The following is a 15,360-nucleotide window of genomic DNA, read 5'->3' as shown; positions in this document are numbered from 1 at the left end:
GCGTTGCCATCGCTGGGTTAAAAGCAGGCTGCCTCGTCTACGCTTTTCAACGGCCTGCTATCCCTTGCGGGTAAACGCCAGCACTCGCTCGTCGGCCACCGGAAGCAGGTCCGGATGCTGCCAACCGACCACTTCACCCACTCCCACCACCAGCAGACCACCCGGTGCCAGGCGCTCGGCCAGGCGGTTGAGGATCTCGCGGCGACGCCAGCGACGAAAATAGATCAGCAAGTTCTGACAAAAAATGACGTCCATACCGGACACTGGCGCCTTGGCCAGCTCCAGCACATTGAGCCGGGCGCAACACACTCGCGCGGCCAGGCTCGGGATCACCTTGAAACGTCCATCGGCCTGGGCCTCAAAATAGCGTTGACCCAGCGGCGCATCGATTTGTTCCAGCTTGCGTGCGCCATACTGCCCATCGCGCGCCATGCTCAACGCGTTCAGGCTGATATCGGTACCGGTCACGCCAAAGTGCTCGGGGCGCTCGCTGCCACGCAGCATTTCGGCCGCCGTGATCGCCAATGAATAAGGTTCCTCACCGCTCGAACAACCCACGCTCCAGAACTCCCAAGGCCGGCTCAACCCTCGCTGCAGTCGCTCGTGCAGGTAGCGCTCGAGCACCTCGAACGATGGCCGGTGACGAAAGAAACGGGTCTCCTGCACGGTCAGGCGGTCCAGCAGGGTCGACCACTCGACCGCACCGCGTGGACCATCCGTGACCTGGCGAAAATAGCTGGCGTAATCCACCACCCCCAGCTCACGCATGCGCGCGCTCAGGTTGGTTTGCAAAAATGCTCGCCGCTGCTCGCTGATCACCATGCCGGTGCGCTCTTCGAGCAGCGTCTGCCAGGCGCGAAATTCGCCGGCGGACATGTCCACCACCGGCTGCAAGGCCCAGACGCCTGACTGCATGTCGTGCCTCTCGCTTATGGCCGTAGGCACAGGACAGCGACCGGACAAGGCCGCCACCCCGCGCGCTTATGCCTGTTCGCCGCTTTCCGGCAAGGTAAAGCCGGAAACCGACTTGCGCATCTCACTGGCCATCTTGGCCAGATTACCAATGCTCTTGGCGGTCGCCGTGGTACCGGACGAGGTTTGCGAGGTGATCTCCTGGATCACGTTCATGGTGTTGGAAATGTGACCGGCCGAGGACGCCTGCTGGCGCGCCGCGTTGGAGATGTTCTGGATCAGGGCCGCGAGGGTCTTGGATACCTTCTCGATCTCTTCCAGCGCCACCCCGGCGTCCTGCGCCAGACGGGCACCGCGCACCACCTCGGAGGTGGTCTGTTCCATGGAGATAACCGCCTCGTTGGTGTCGGTCTGAATCGTCTTGACCAGCGCCTCGATCTGCTTGGTCGCCGCCGAGGAACGTTCCGCCAGGCGCTGGACTTCGTCCGCTACCACGGCGAAGCCGCGGCCCGCGTCACCGGCCATGGAGGCCTGGATCGCCGCGTTAAGGGCGAGAATGTTGGTCTGGTCGGCAATGTCGTTGATCAGGCTGACGATGTCGCCGATCTCCTGGGACGATTCGCCGAGGCGCTTGATCCGCTTCGAGGTGTCCTGGATCTGCTCACGGATGTTGTCCATGCCGGTGATGGTGTTGTGTACGACTTCGTTACCCTTGTTGGCGATGGCTACCGAACGTTCCGCTACCGCGGAGGACTCCGAGGCGTTCGCCGACACCTGGTCGATCGACACGGCCATTTCGTTGATCGCCGCCGATGCACCGGCGATTTCCTGGGCCTGGTGTTCCGAGGCTTCGGCCAGGTGCATCGCCGTCGCCTGGGTTTCCTGGGCGGCGCCGGCGACCTGAACGGCGGTCAGGTTGATGGTCACTACCAGGTCGCGCAACTGGTCGATGGAGTAGTTGATGGAGTCGGCGATGGCGCCGGTGAAGTCTTCGGTTACGGTCGCGGCTACGGTCAAGTCACCGTCGGCGAGGTCGGCGATTTCGTCGAGCAGGCGCAGAATCGCCGCCTGGTTACGTTCGTTCTTCTCGGCGGTTTCAGCCAGGCGGCGGTTGGTCTCGCGCACCATCACGATACCGATCAGGATGATCGAGCCCAGCGCCAGAATGCCCAGCACATAGCCGGCCAGGGTGTTGATGGCGCGGCCATCGGCCAGGTCTTCAAAGCCGGTTGCCAGCTCGGAGGCCTTGTCCAGCAGGGTCTGCGAGACGCTGAAAATGCCGTTGGCCGACTCGCGCACCTGGAACAGTTCCGGCGAGGTTTCGAGAATTTCGTCTACCGAACCGGAGACGAACTCGAACAGCTCGGAAATTTCCGCCAGTCGCTCGAGCGCTTCGGCATCGGTCACCTGGGTAATCTCCATGGCCGCGTTGCCTTCCAGCATGGCGCTCAAGACCCGTCCGAACAGGCTGGCGTCACGGCCGAACATGTCGGCGGCCTGGACCGAATCCTGGTCACCGGCCAACACTTTGTTCACCGAGCCGAGAATACGTTCGGCCAGCAGCGACTGGCGCTGGGCCACCGACACCTGGGCGGCCGGCGCGCCGCTTTCCAGGAGGATGTCGACCACCTCTTCGTACTCGACCTGCAGCTGCGGGATGGTTTCCGCCAGGGTTTCGGCCACCTGGTGCAGGGACAGAACCGTCTGTTCGCTGGCCAGAATGGCGTCGGTGTTCTGCCGCAGGCTGTCCCAGTCCCGCTGCACGGCAGCCATCTGCGCCTGCACGGCCTCCGGTGCCGAGGGCACGCCACTCTCCTGGTTGCCGTTGGTCAGATAGCCCCAGCGGGTTTCGAAGTCGTTGCGCGCCTCGCGCAACAAACCGAAAGCCTCGGCAGTGCCGGCGGCCGCTTCGGTGGAGTTCTTGGCAATACGCTGAGACAGAACCCGCAGCTCACCGGAGTGGCCGATGTATTCCGTATCGTAGTTGGATTGCGTATTGATGTAGGCGAAGTTGGCGAACAACAGCACGATGGAGACGATCAGGACGATAAACAGCCCGGCGATCAGCGTACTGCTGCGCGTACCCGCGAATAAATTGCCTGCATTGAGTTTTTTCATTATCTGGCCCCCGCCTGGACCGACCGCGCTACGGTTCCCACACCACCCCAACAGGCCGGCAAAGCCGGCCCAACCGAAAAACTGTTAAAACGCAACATCGAGAAACCCCTGGTGCTGAGCCAGCGCATGAGGACTGAACACCAACCAGGGTTGCTCGCGCTGGAAGACGCCATGAATGAAGGGCGCGATGGACGCTTCGAGTGGCGGTAACTGTTCGGAGAAGGTGTCCACCGCAAAGTGCTGCATGCCGAACACTTCATCGACCGTCAGTCCGGCGAATATTTCCTGGTGGTCGACCACCAGCACCCGCCGCTTCTTGCGCAGCGGCGACAACTCGTTGCCGAAGAAGCCGCACAGATCCATTACCGGCAGCAGACGACCGCGCACGTTGGCCACGCCCTTGACCCAGCTTTTAACCCCGGGCAGCAGGGTGTGGCGCGGCTCGTGCAGGACTTCCCCGACCTCGCCCATGGGCGCGACGAAAAACCGCTCGCCCATGCGAAAGCCGATGCCACTCCAGGTTTGCACGGCGGCCTGCTGCAATGGCAAGCCAGCCGCCAGCAATCGACAACGCTGGTCGATGCCGAGGAGGGTTTGAAAAGGTGTCTGCGTGTCCGCCATGCCAACCGTGGCCTTTTATTCTTCAGTAGTGCATCGGCACGGCATCAACCGGCCAATACGGCATTCAAGGTTTTCAGCAGCGTCGCTTCGTCGACCGGCTTGGTCAGGTAGTCCTTGGCGCCCTGGCGCTTGCCCCAGACCTTGTCGGTTTCCTGATCCTTGGTGGTGACGATGATCACCGGGATGTGGCTGGTGTCGGCGTCCTTGGTCAGCTGACGGGTCGCCTGAAAACCATTGAGGCCCGGCATGACGATGTCCATCAACACTGCGTCGGGTTTTTCCTGACGCGCCAGGGCCACGCCGTCCGCGCCATTTTCTGCCTTGAGCACCTGATGGCCATTTTTCTCCAGCATGGCGGTCAGTTTGTACATCTCGGTCGGCGAGTCATCAACAATCAGAATTCGAGCCATGGTGTTTCCCAATACATGAAAAGGCGTCTACCGCTATCGCGGCAGACGTCAGGATGCCTGTTCCACCGGGGTGAAATTAGGTACATGAGCCTTGATCGCTCCAAGCAACTCTTCCTTGCTGAAAGGCTTGGTCAGATATTGATCGGAGCCAACGATGCGCCCCTTGGCCTTGTCGAACAAACCATCCTTGGAGGACAGCATGATCACCGGGGTGGACTTGAAAGCACTGTTGTTCTTGATCAGGGCACAGGTCTGATAGCCATCGAGCCGCGGCATCATGATGTCGACAAAAATAATATTTGGGTGGGTATCGGCGATCTTTGCCAAGGCATCGAAGCCGTCAACCGCGGTTATCACCTCGCAACCCACCTTTTTCAGCAGGGTTTCCGCGGTACGACGAATCGTCTTCGAGTCGTCGATCACCATCACCCTCAAACCCTCGGAATGCTGTTCCATGTTTGCCCTACCATCCGCCTCGGTGAGTCGTTATTTTTCGCGTTCTATCAGTGCGCCTGAGGCCTTGCCAACGACGGGTGCAACCCAATCGTCGGGCCTTTTTAGCACACTCTCCCCATGCAAGCTATAAGCCGCGGAAGGGCAAGGTTTTTTCCTTGACCACCCGCTTCCCCAGCGCCACCCTGATGTCACATGCTCGCCCCGACACCCTTTAAACTGCTGCCTTTCACGGAGAAATTCCCCCATGAGCGTTCGCCTCGGCATTGTCATGGACCCCATCGCCCGGGTCGCCTTCAAAAAGGACAGCTCGCTGGCCATGTTGCTGGCCGCCCAGGCGCGCGGCTGGTCGCTCTTCTATATGGAGCAGAAGGACCTTTACCAGGCCCGGGGCGAGGCACGCGCCCGCCTGTGCCCGCTCGTCGTATTCAATGACCCTGAGCACTGGTTCGAACTGGGCGCCGAGCGCGACGTCGCGTTGACCGAGCTGGATGTGATCCTGATGCGCAAGGATCCACCCTTCGATAACGAGTTCGTCTATTCCACCTACCTGCTGGAGCAGGCCGAGCAAGCCGGGGTACTGGTGGTCAACCGCCCGCAGAGCCTGCGCGACTGCAACGAGAAGCTGTTTGCCACCCTGTTCCCCGAGTGCACGCCGCCTACCCTGGTCAGTCGCCGATCCGACATTCTGCGCGAGTTTGCCAAAGAGCAACGTGACATCATTCTCAAACCCCTGGATGGCATGGGCGGATCTTCGATATTTCGTCACTGCGAGGGCGATCCCAACCTCTCGGTGATCCTCGAGACCCTTACCGCCCACGGCACACAACAGATAATGGCGCAACGCTACCTGCCGGCGATCGTCGAAGGCGACAAGCGCATCCTGATGATCGATGGCGAACCCGTACCTTATTGCCTGGCGCGCATCCCGGCACACGGCGAAACCCGCGGCAACCTGGCCGCCGGCGGCCGCGGCGAAGCCCGCCCGCTGACCGAGCGCGACCGCGAAATCGCCGCGGCCGTGGGCCCGACCCTGCGCGAAAAGGGCCTGCTGTTCGTCGGCCTGGACGTGATCGGCGATTACCTGACCGAGATCAACGTGACCAGTCCGACCTGCATCCGCGAGATCGACGCCGCCTACGACACCCGCATCGGCGAGCGCCTGATGGATGCCATCGCAGGCAAGCTGAAACCGTAAGCCGTAAACGGAAAGCATGACGCAGGTTGCAGCCTGGCGCTTGGCGCTTGCAGCTGGCGGCTCCGAGCCGTCAGACTGCGCGGCAATCTGAGCCGACCCGAAACCGCATGAACGCAGCCACGCTCCCAGTCGATCTACCCGCCGCAGGCGTCCGCCCAGCGGATCGGCTGGGCTTTACCCTGTTCCTCGCGGCGGCGCTGCATGCCGCGCTGATTCTCGGCCTGGGCTTCAGCCTGGCCGAGCCCAGCCAGATCAGCAAGACCCTGGAAATCACCCTGTCGCCCTTCAAGAGCGAGGAAAAGCCGAAGGAAGCCGACTTCCTCGCCCAGGACAACCAGCAGGGCAGCGGCACCCTGGAACACAAGGCCGCGCCGAAAACCACCGAGCAGGCGCCGTTCCAGGACACCCAGGTCAAGCGCGTGACACCGCCCGCCGCCCCGGCGCAACCGGCGGTACGCCAGGAAGCGCCGAAAGCCACGCTAGCGACCCGCGCCCCGCAACAACAAAAGACCCCGGTCAAGCGCGAAGCAGTCAAACCCACAGTGCAGGCGCCCCCGGCACCGGTATTCGACAGCGCGCAACTCTCTGCGGAAATTGCCAGCCTGGAAGCCGAACTGGCCAACGATATCCAGCAGTACGCCAAACGGCCGAAGATCCACCGCCTCAGCGCGGCCTCGACCATGCGCGACAAGGGCGCCTGGTACAAGGACGAGTGGCGCAAGAAGGTCGAACGGATCGGCAACCTCAACTACCCGGACGACGCACGCCGCCAGCAGATTTACGGCAGCCTGCGGGTGCTGGTCTCGATCAACCGCGACGGCACCCTCTATGAAGTCCAGGTGCTGCAGTCCTCCGGCCAGCAATTGCTCGACCAGGCCGCCCTGCGCATCGTGCGCCTGGCCGCACCCTATGCCCCGTTCACCGGCGACCTGGCCGATGTCGACCGCCTGGAAATCATCCGCACCTGGCGCTTCGAGCGTGGCGACCGCCTGTCGAGCCGCTGAGACGGCAAGCCGCAATCGGCTCGCCCGGCCACAGGATCACGCTTTTTTCTTGCAGCTTGCCGCCTGACGCTTGAAGCTCTTGGCTCGAAGCCTGAAACTATTGCCCATGAAAGACGCCAACCCGAGCTACCTCAAGCACCAATTCCTGATTGCCATGCCGCACATGGCCGATCCGCATTTCGCGCAGACCCTGATCTACCTGATCGAGCATAACGAGCAGGGCGCCATGGGCCTGGTGATCAACCGCCCGAACGGTCTCAACCTGGCCGATGTGCTGGAGCAGTTGCGTCCCGACGAGGAGCCGCCGGAGCGCTGCCAGGAGCTGCCGATATTCTCCGGCGGCCCGGTGCAGACCGATCGCGGCTTCGTCCTGCATCCGGCTGGCCCGCAGTTCCAGGCCACCCTGGAACTCGGCGAGCTGGGGCTGTCCACCTCCCAGGATGTGCTGTTCGCGATTGCCGACGGCACGGGACCGGCAAAATACCTGATCACCCTCGGCTATGCCGGCTGGGATGCCGGGCAACTGGAAACCGAGTTGGCCGACAACGCCTGGCTGACCTGCCCGGCCGACAGCGCCATCCTCTTCGACCTGCCCTTCGATCAGCGCCTGAATGCCGCCGCCGCGCGCCTGGGCGTCAACCTCAGCCTGCTCACCTCGCAAGCCGGGCACGCCTGATGAGCGAGGGCAAAGCGCTGCGCCTGTTGTTGGGTTTCGATTACGGCAGCAAGCAGATCGGCGTTGCCGTCGGCCAGGTGATCACCGGCCAGGCCCGCGAGCTGTGCATCCTCAAGGCGCAGAACGGCGTGCCGGACTGGCAGAAAGTCGAAGCCCTTATCAAGGAATGGCAGCCGGACGCCATAGTCGTCGGCCTGCCGCTGAACATGGACGGCAGCCCGAGCGAGATGAGCGAGCGGGCCGAGAAGTTCGCCCGCCGCCTCAACGGCCGCTTCAACCTGCCCGTGCATACCCACGACGAACGCCTGACCACCTATGAGGCCAAGGGCCAGCGCCTGCAACAAGGCCAGAACGGTGGCTATCGCGAGCGCCCGGTCGATGCCCTGGCCGCAGCACTGCTGCTACAAGGCTGGCTGGAAGAAAACAGCCCCTGAAAACTACCTGCGTTGCCCCTTCTCTATAAACAAGAGGGACGTTAAAAACAGGCTCAGAAAGGAGCTAGCTGCTGACGCGCTTTAGCGCGGTCCGGAGGACGAGCGAAGCGAGCAATGCTCATTTACAACACGTAAACTCGCGTGCGAGCCCAGTGCGCTTCCTCGCCGCTTTGACCAGCCGGAGGCTGTTACTAACGTAGCGCCTTGTCCCGGCTGCCTCGCCTACGTTTTCAGGGGCTGTTTTACTTACATCTGGAGTGTTGCCATGAGCCTACCCAACCCCGCCGAACTGCTGCCGCAAATGGCCGCGGCACTGATCGGCCACCTCAATCGGCGGCAGATCGGCGAGCCGCGCTTCATCGGCATCCGCACCGGCGGCGTGTGGGTCGCCCAGGCACTGCTCGAAACCCTGGGCAGCCCGGCACCGCTGGGCATCCTCGACGTCTCCTTCTACCGCGACGACTTCACCCAGAGCGGCCTGCACCCGCAGGTGCAGCCGTCCGAACTGCCGTTCGAGGTCGAAGGCCAGCACCTGGTGCTGATCGACGACGTGCTGATGAGCGGGCGCACCATCCGCGCCGCGCTCAATGAACTGTTCGACTACGGCCGTCCGGCCAGCGTGACCCTGGTCAGCCTGCTCGACCTGAACGCTCACGAGCTGCCAATCCGCCCCGACGTGGTCGGCGCCAGTCTGTCGCTGGCGCCGAATCAACGGGTAAAATTGTCCGGCCCCACGCCGCTGACCCTCGAACTCCAGACGCTGGCCAACCGAGAATGATCGCGATGACACCCATGGATGCCAAGCGCCCACTGCAGCTCAATGACCAAGGTCAGCTGCGCCACTTCCTCTCCCTCGACGGCCTGCCGCGCGAGCTGCTGACGGAAATCCTCGACACCGCCGACTCCTTCCTCGAAGTCGGCGCGCGGGCGGTGAAGAAAGTCCCGCTGCTGCGCGGCAAGACCGTGTGCAACGTGTTCTTCGAGAACTCCACGCGCACCCGCACCACCTTCGAACTGGCCGCCCAGCGCCTGTCCGCCGACGTCATCACCCTCAATGTGTCGACCAGCTCGACCAGCAAGGGCGAGACCCTGTTCGACACCCTGCGCAACCTCGAAGCCATGGCCGCCGACATCTTCGTGGTGCGCCATGCCGATTCGGGCGCCGCGCACTTCATCGCCGAACACGTCTGCCCGAACCTGGCGATCATCAACGGCGGCGACGGCCGCCACGCCCACCCGACCCAGGGCATGCTCGACATGCTGACCATCCGCCGGCACAAGGGCAGCTTCGAGCAGCTTTCGGTAGCGATCGTCGGCGATATCCTGCACTCGCGGGTGGCCCGCTCGAACATGCTGGCGCTGAAGACCCTCGGCTGCCCGGACATCCGCGTGATCGCACCCAAGACCCTGTTGCCGGTCGGCATCGAGCAATACGGCGTGACCGTCTACAGCGACATGGCCGCCGGCCTCAAGGATGTCGACGTGGTGATCATGCTGCGCCTGCAGCGCGAGCGCATGAGTGGCGGCCTGCTGCCCAGCGAGGGCGAGTTCTACCGCCTGTTCGGCCTCACCGAGCAACGCCTGGCCCTGGCCAAACCGGATGCCCTGGTGATGCACCCGGGGCCGATCAACCGCGGCGTGGAAATCGAGTCGGCAGTGGCCGACGGCCCGCAATCGGTGATCCTCAACCAGGTCACCTATGGCATCGCCGTGCGCATGGCCGTACTGTCGATGGCCATGAGCGGGCAGAATGCCCAGCGTCAACTCAACCAGGAAGCCGAGGAGTCCAACTGATGCGTATCGCAATCCTCGGTGCCCGCGTCATCGACCCGAATAGCAACCTCGACCAGGTCGTCGACCTGTTCATCGACGGCGGCAAGCTCATCGCCATCGGCCAGACCCCGGCCGGCTTCGTCGCGGAAAAAATCATCAACGCCCAGGGCCTGGTGGCCACGCCCGGCCTGGTCGACCTGTCCGTCGCCCTGCGCGAACCCGGCTACAGCCGCAAGGGCAGCATCGCCAGCGAAACCCTGGCCGCGGCCGCCGGCGGCGTCACCAGCCTGTGCTGCCCACCCTTTACCAAACCGGTGCTGGACACCCCGGCGGTGGCCGAACTGATCCTCGACCGCGCCCGCGAGGCCGGCCACACCAAGGTCTTCCCCATAGGCGCGCTGAGCAAGGATCTCGCCGGCGAACAGCTGGCCGAGCTGGTTGCCCTGCGCGACGCCGGCTGCGTGGCCTTCGGCAATGGCCTGGATAGTTTCCGCAACACCCGCACCCTGCGCCGCGCCCTGGAATACGCCGCCACCTTCGACCTGACGGTGATCTTCCACTCCCAGGATCACGACCTGGCCGAGGGCGGCCTGGCCCATGAGGGCGCCACCGCCAGCTTCCTCGGCCTGGCCGGCATCCCGGAAAGCGCCGAGACCGTGGCCCTGGCCCGCGACCTGCTGCTGGTCGAGCAAAGCGGCGTGCGCGCCCACTTCAGCCAGCTGACCAGCGCCCGCGGCGCCCAGCTGATCGCCGAGGCCCAGGCCCGCGGCCTGCCGGTGACGGCGGATGTGGCGCTGTACCAGCTGATCCTCACCGACGAGGCGTTGAGCGACTTCTCCAGCCTTTATCACGTACAGCCGCCACTGCGCACCCGGACCGATCGCGACGGCCTGCGCGCGGCGGTGAAGAGCGGGGTGATCTCGGCCATCGCCAGCCATCACCAGCCCCATGAACGCGACGCCAAGCTAGCCCCCTTCGGCGCCACCGAACCGGGCATCAGCAGCGTGCAACTGCTGCTGCCGCTGGCCATGAGCCTGGTGCAGGACGGCCTGCTCGACCTGCCGAGCCTGCTCGCGCGCCTGTCCAGCGGCCCGGCCCAGGCCCTGCGCCTGCCCGCCGGCCGCCTGAGCCTGGGCGCAGCGGCCGACCTGCTGCTGTTCGACCCGCAGGCCTCGACCCTGGCCGGGGAAAGCTGGTACTCCAAAGGCGCCAACTGCCCGTTCATCGGCCACTGCCTGCCGGGCGCGGTGCGCTATACCCTGGTCGATGGGCGTATCAGCTACCAGGCTTGAACAACTGCCAAGCGCAAAAGCCCGCCAATCGGCGGGCTTTTTTGTGCTTGGCGATCAGCCGCGCTGGGCGTTCTTGATCGATATCTGCTCGTTCAGCGTCCAGAAGTCGTAGAGCACGCCAATCAGGAACAGGCCACCGGTGAGCAGGTAGAGAATCCCGCTGAGCCACTTGCCCTGGTACATGCGGTGTACACCGAAGACGCCAAGGAAGGTCAGCAGGATCCAGGCGACGTTGTAATCGGTGGCGCCGGCGGTGAAGCGCAGATCGGCCTCGCGATCCATTGCCGGGATCAGGAACAGGTCGACGATCCAGCCGATAAACAGCAAGCCGAGGGTGAAGAACCAGATGGTCCCGGTCACCGGCTTGCCGTAATAAAAGCGGTGCGCGCCGAGAAAACCGAAGATCCACAGCAGATAACCGATGACCTTGCTGTGGGTGTCCTTTGTTACGTCCATGCCTTGCTCCTGCGCTGCTGAGTGATGCGAATGAGACCGGCAAGACCGCGCAAGGTTTACCGCTCGAGAAAAAGCCCGCGAATGCGGGCTGGATTGAGTCGTTTCAGCTGAAACGCCGACCCGGATCCTCGGGGGCGACCTCCAGGGACAGGCCATCGCTCATGTGCGCCAGGTGCTCACCGTCGGCTTCCGAACCGAGCTTGATCAGCAGGCGCAGGTCGTTGGCCGAGTCGGCATACAGCAGCGCATCTTCGTAGGTGATCTCGCCCTGGCTGTAGAGGCTGTACAGTGCCTGGTCGAAGGTCTGCATGCCCAGTTCGGTGGAGCGCTTCATCAGGCCCTTGAGTTCGTGCACCTCGCCCTTGCGGATCAGGTCGGCGGCCAGCGGGGTGTTGATCAGCACCTCGATCACCGCGCGCCGGCCCTTGCCGTCCGGGGTCGGCACCAGCTGCTGGGCGACTATGGCCTTGAGGTTGAGCGACAGATCCATCCACACCTGATTCTGCCGATCGGCCGGGAAGAAGTTGATGATCCGGTCCAGCGCCTGGTTGGCGTTGTTGGCGTGCAGGGTGGCCAGGCACAGGTGACCGGTCTCGGCGAAGGCCACGGCGTGGTCCATGGTCTCGCGGGTGCGCACCTCGCCGATCAGGATCACGTCCGGCGCCTGACGCAGAGTGTTCTTCAGCGCCACCTCGAAGGACTCGGTGTCGATGCCGACCTCACGTTGGGTGACGATGCAGTTCTGGTGCTGGTGGATGTACTCGATCGGGTCTTCGATGGAGATGATGTGGCCGCTGCTGTTCTTGTTGCGGTGGCCGATCATCGCCGCCAGCGAGGTGGACTTGCCGGTGCCGGTGGCGCCGACGAACAGCACCAGGCCACGCTTGGTCAGGGCCAGTTTCTTGAGGACTTCCGGCAGCTTGAGGTCATCCAGGGTCGGGATGTTGGTCTCGATCCGGCGCAGCACCATGCCCGCCAGGTTGCGCTGGTAGAAGGCGCTGACGCGGAAGCGGCCGATCCCGCGGGCGCTGATGGCGAAGTTGCATTCGTGGCTCTGGGCGAAGTCGCGGCGCTGTTGCTCGTTCATCACCGAGTGCACGGTTTCCCGGGTTTGCTCGGGCGACATGGGGGTCTTGGTCACCGGCATGATCTTGCCGTTGACCTTCATCGACGGCGGTACGCCGGCGGTGATGAACAGGTCGGAGCCGCCTTTTTCGACCATCAGGCGCAGCAGTTTCTCGAATTCCATGCGTTATCTCGCCCATCACCGTCACGCGCTTGGCCAACGACCAGTTGCTGGGCGCGTGCCTCGCCAACAACTTGCATTGCCGGCCAACCTCGCGGTCAGCCGGTAATGGATTAGAAATTTTCCGGGGTCTTGGCTTTTTCCCGCGCGCTGTCACGGGTGACCAGACCCTTGGCGACCAGGTTCTTCAGGCAGGCATCCAGGGTCTGCATGCCCAGCGAACCGCCGGTCTGGATCGACGAGTACATCTGCGCCACCTTGTCCTCGCGGATCAGGTTACGGATCGCCGGGGTGCCGATCATGATTTCATGGGCCGCCACCCGACCGCCGCCGACTTTCTTCAGCAGGGTCTGCGAGATCACCGCCTGCAAGGACTCCGACAGCATGGAGCGGACCATGGATTTTTCTTCGGCCGGGAACACGTCGACCACCCGGTCGATGGTCTTGGCCGCCGAGGTGGTGTGCAGGGTGCCGAACACCAGGTGACCGGTTTCCGCGGCGGTCAGCGCCAGGCGGATGGTCTCCAGGTCGCGCATCTCGCCGACCAGAATGATATCGGGGTCTTCGCGCAGGGCCGAGCGCAGAGCCTCGGAGAAACCGAGGGTGTCGCGGTGCACCTCGCGCTGGTTGACCAGGCACTTCTTCGACTCGTGGACGAATTCGATCGGATCCTCGATGGTCAGGATGTGCTGGTACTTGCTGCCGTTGAGGTAATCGAGCATCGCCGCCAGGGTGGTCGACTTGCCCGAACCCGTGGGCCCGGTGACCAGCACCAGGCCCCTTGGCACGTCGGTGATCTTGCGAAACACCTCGCCCATACCGAGGTCTTCCATGGTCAGCACCTTGGACGGAATGGTGCGGAACACCGCACCGGCGCCGCGGTTCTGGTTGAAGGCGTTGACCCGGAAACGCGCGACGCCTGGCACTTCGAAGGAGAAGTCGGTCTCGAGGAACTCCTCGAAGTCCTTGCGCTGCTTGTCGTTCATGATGTCGTAGATCAGCGCATGCACCTGCTTGTGATCCAGGGCCGGCAAATTGATCCGGCGCACATCGCCGTCGACCCGAATCATCGGCGGCAGACCAGCAGAGAGATGCAGGTCCGACGCGCCTTGCTTGGCGCTGAAGGCAAGCAGCTCAGTGATATCCATGGGACTCCCTAATGACAAGCAAGCAGGTAGAATGCCGCGAACACTAGGCGGCTGGCGCGAGTAATGTCCACGATAGCAGAGAATATTGCAAAGGTCGGAGCACGCATCCGTGAGGCGGCGCAAGCCTCGGGGCGGGATTGTGCAACGATCGGCTTGCTCGCGGTGAGCAAAACCAAACCCGCGGCGGCGATTCGCCAGGCCCATGCGGCAGGCTTGTGCGACTTCGGCGAGAACTACCTGCAGGAAGCCCTGGAAAAACAGCTCGAGCTGAGCGACCTGCCATTGATCTGGCATTTCATCGGCCCCATTCAATCGAACAAGACCCGGGCGATCGCCGAACACTTCGCCTGGGTACACTCGGTGGATCGTTTGAAAGTCGCCGAGCGCCTGTCCGCACAGCGCCCGCCGCACCTGCCGGCGCTGAATATCTGCCTGCAGGTGAACGTCAGTGGCGAGGCCAGCAAATCAGGCTGCAGCCCCGAAGAGTTGCCGGCACTGGCACAGGCTGTTACACAACTGCCCAACCTCAAGCTGCGTGGATTGATGACAATTCCCCAACCCAGCGACGACCGTGCGACGCAACAGGCCGCCTTTGCCCGCCTGGCTGAACTGCAAGCCAGGCTGAACCTGGACCTCGACACCCTGTCCATGGGCATGAGCCACGACCTCGAGGCCGCCATTGCCGAAGGGGCGACCTGGGTTCGCATCGGTACCGCCCTGTTTGGCGAGCGCGACTATTCATAAGCGCCGCTCTACTCGACTCGATAAATAAGGAAACCGCTTATGACTTCCCCCCGTATTGCGTTTATCGGCGCCGGCAATATGGCCGCCAGCCTGATCGGCGGGCTGCGCGCCCAAGGCGTCGACGCCGGCAGCATGTGCGCCAGCGACCATGGCGCCGAGCAACGCGCCAGGATCGGCGCCGAACACGCCATCGACACCTTCGCCAGCAACGCCGAGGCCATTCAGGGCGCCGATGTGATCGTCCTGGCCGTCAAACCGCAGGTGATGAAAGATGTCTGCCTGGAACTGGCCGCGCATATCAGCGACCGCCAATTGATCGTGTCCATCGCCGCCGGCATCAGCTGCGCCAGCCTGGAACGCTGGCTCGGCGCCCGAGCGGTCGTGCGCTGCATGCCCAACACCCCGGCGCTGCTGCGCCAGGGCGTCAGCGGCCTGTATGCCAACAGCCGGGTTTCGGCGGCGCAACGCCAGCAGGCCGAACAGCTGCTGGGCGCGGTTGGCCTGACCCTGTGGCTGGATGAAGAACGGCTGATCGATGCGGTCACCGCCGTGTCCGGCAGCGGCCCGGCGTATTTCTTCCTGCTGATCGAAGCCATGACCGCCGCCGGGGAGAAACTCGGCTTGCCCCGCGAGGTCGCCGCACAACTGAGCGCACACACCGCCCTGGGCGCCGCGCGCATGGCCACCGGCAGCGATGTCGATGCCAGCGAACTGCGCCGCCGCGTCACCTCGCCGGCCGGCACCACCGAAGCCGCGATCAAGACCTTCCAGGCCGGCGGCTTCGAAGCCCTGGTCGAACAGGCACTGCATGCCGCCGCCCGGCGCTCGGCGGAACTGGCCGAGCAGCTTGGCCAATAAACCATTCGGCCCCCATG

At 63.7% G+C, this 15,360-nt stretch carries 17 protein-coding genes; 9 read left to right on the top strand and 8 right to left on the bottom strand.

Going from position 1 to position 15,360, the window contains the following annotated elements:
• Positions 1-57: 57 nt before the first annotated feature.
• From BM315_RS03950 to pilG, 5 genes are all read right to left on the bottom strand, one after another.
• A complete protein-coding gene (locus BM315_RS03950; RefSeq protein WP_090498035.1) occupies positions 58-915 on the bottom strand; it encodes a CheR family methyltransferase in 858 nt (285 codons plus the stop codon).
• A 66-nt stretch (positions 916-981) separates the two neighbouring features.
• Positions 982-3,030 carry a methyl-accepting chemotaxis protein gene (locus BM315_RS03945; protein WP_090498033.1) on the bottom strand — a complete coding sequence of 683 codons (2,049 nt, stop codon included), beginning with the start codon at positions 3,028-3,030 and terminating at the stop codon, positions 982-984.
• An 84-nt stretch (positions 3,031-3,114) separates the two neighbouring features.
• Positions 3,115-3,651 carry a chemotaxis protein CheW gene (locus BM315_RS03940; protein WP_090498031.1) on the bottom strand — a complete coding sequence of 179 codons (537 nt, stop codon included), beginning with the start codon at positions 3,649-3,651 and terminating at the stop codon, positions 3,115-3,117.
• 44 nt (positions 3,652-3,695) lie between these two features.
• Positions 3,696-4,061 carry a twitching motility response regulator PilH gene (pilH, locus tag BM315_RS03935; RefSeq protein ID WP_090498029.1) on the bottom strand — a complete coding sequence of 122 codons (366 nt, stop codon included), beginning with the start codon at positions 4,059-4,061 and terminating at the stop codon, positions 3,696-3,698.
• 48 nt (positions 4,062-4,109) lie between these two features.
• The gene (pilG, locus tag BM315_RS03930; RefSeq protein ID WP_079203716.1) at positions 4,110-4,517 is read right to left on the bottom strand and encodes a twitching motility response regulator PilG; all 408 of its coding nucleotides are present in this window, start codon (positions 4,515-4,517) and stop codon (positions 4,110-4,112) included.
• 244 nt (positions 4,518-4,761) lie between these two features.
• Here pilG and gshB point away from each other — a divergent pair, with 244 nt between their 5' ends.
• The 7 genes from gshB to BM315_RS03895 all read left to right on the top strand — a co-directional run bounded on the left by gshB (position 4,762) and on the right by BM315_RS03895 (position 10,891).
• Positions 4,762-5,712: a glutathione synthase gene (gene gshB, locus BM315_RS03925; RefSeq protein ID WP_090498027.1), complete on the top strand. Its 951-nt coding sequence runs from the start codon at positions 4,762-4,764 to the stop codon at positions 5,710-5,712.
• 107 nt (positions 5,713-5,819) lie between these two features.
• A complete protein-coding gene (locus BM315_RS03920; protein ID WP_090498025.1) occupies positions 5,820-6,716 on the top strand; it encodes an energy transducer TonB in 897 nt (298 codons plus the stop codon).
• 106 nt (positions 6,717-6,822) lie between these two features.
• Positions 6,823-7,392 carry a YqgE/AlgH family protein gene (locus tag BM315_RS03915; protein ID WP_090498024.1) on the top strand — a complete coding sequence of 190 codons (570 nt, stop codon included), beginning with the start codon at positions 6,823-6,825 and terminating at the stop codon, positions 7,390-7,392.
• On the top strand, positions 7,392-7,826 hold the full coding sequence (ruvX, locus tag BM315_RS03910) for a Holliday junction resolvase RuvX (protein ID WP_090498022.1): 435 nt from the start codon (positions 7,392-7,394) through the stop codon (positions 7,824-7,826). Before BM315_RS03915 ends, ruvX begins: the two co-directional genes overlap by 1 nt.
• 265 nt (positions 7,827-8,091) lie before the next feature.
• Entirely contained in the window at positions 8,092-8,604 is a 513-nt protein-coding gene (gene pyrR, locus BM315_RS03905; RefSeq protein ID WP_090498020.1) for a bifunctional pyr operon transcriptional regulator/uracil phosphoribosyltransferase PyrR, read from the top strand.
• Between the two features lie 5 nt (positions 8,605-8,609).
• Entirely contained in the window at positions 8,610-9,620 is a 1,011-nt protein-coding gene (locus BM315_RS03900; RefSeq protein ID WP_090498345.1) for an aspartate carbamoyltransferase catalytic subunit, read from the top strand.
• Positions 9,620-10,891 carry a dihydroorotase gene (locus BM315_RS03895; RefSeq protein WP_090498018.1) on the top strand — a complete coding sequence of 424 codons (1,272 nt, stop codon included), beginning with the start codon at positions 9,620-9,622 and terminating at the stop codon, positions 10,889-10,891. The genes BM315_RS03900 and BM315_RS03895 overlap by 1 nt, the downstream gene beginning before the upstream one ends.
• Before the next feature lie 54 nt (positions 10,892-10,945).
• Here the strand turns inward: BM315_RS03895 and BM315_RS03890 are convergent, their stop codons facing one another.
• The 3 genes from BM315_RS03890 to BM315_RS03880 form a co-directional block, all read right to left on the bottom strand.
• Positions 10,946-11,347 carry an NINE protein gene (locus BM315_RS03890; protein WP_090498016.1) on the bottom strand — a complete coding sequence of 134 codons (402 nt, stop codon included), beginning with the start codon at positions 11,345-11,347 and terminating at the stop codon, positions 10,946-10,948.
• Positions 11,348-11,450: 103 nt separating this feature from the next.
• Positions 11,451-12,596 (bottom strand): PilT/PilU family type 4a pilus ATPase, encoded by a 1,146-nt coding sequence (locus BM315_RS03885; protein WP_090498014.1) that lies wholly within the window; start codon positions 12,594-12,596, stop codon positions 11,451-11,453.
• Between the two features lie 110 nt (positions 12,597-12,706).
• Positions 12,707-13,741 (bottom strand): type IV pilus twitching motility protein PilT, encoded by a 1,035-nt coding sequence (locus BM315_RS03880; RefSeq protein ID WP_090498012.1) that lies wholly within the window; start codon positions 13,739-13,741, stop codon positions 12,707-12,709.
• A gap of 63 nt (positions 13,742-13,804) precedes the next feature.
• Between BM315_RS03880 and BM315_RS03875 the strand changes: the two genes are divergently transcribed.
• Together BM315_RS03875 and proC are read left to right on the top strand one after the other, a co-directional pair.
• Positions 13,805-14,485 carry a YggS family pyridoxal phosphate-dependent enzyme gene (locus tag BM315_RS03875; RefSeq protein ID WP_090498009.1) on the top strand — a complete coding sequence of 227 codons (681 nt, stop codon included), beginning with the start codon at positions 13,805-13,807 and terminating at the stop codon, positions 14,483-14,485.
• Between the two features lie 39 nt (positions 14,486-14,524).
• Positions 14,525-15,343, top strand: coding sequence for a pyrroline-5-carboxylate reductase (gene proC, locus BM315_RS03870; RefSeq protein ID WP_090498007.1), 819 nt, complete (start codon positions 14,525-14,527; stop codon positions 15,341-15,343).
• Positions 15,344-15,360 lie beyond the last annotated feature (17 nt).

Origin of the sequence: Pseudomonas borbori (genome assembly GCF_900115555.1) — a bacterium.
In the GTDB taxonomy this organism is placed as follows: domain Bacteria; phylum Pseudomonadota; class Gammaproteobacteria; order Pseudomonadales; family Pseudomonadaceae; genus Aquipseudomonas; species Aquipseudomonas borbori.
The sequence above is the reverse complement of the archived record's forward strand: the minus strand, read 5'-3'. Positions and strand labels throughout refer to the sequence as shown.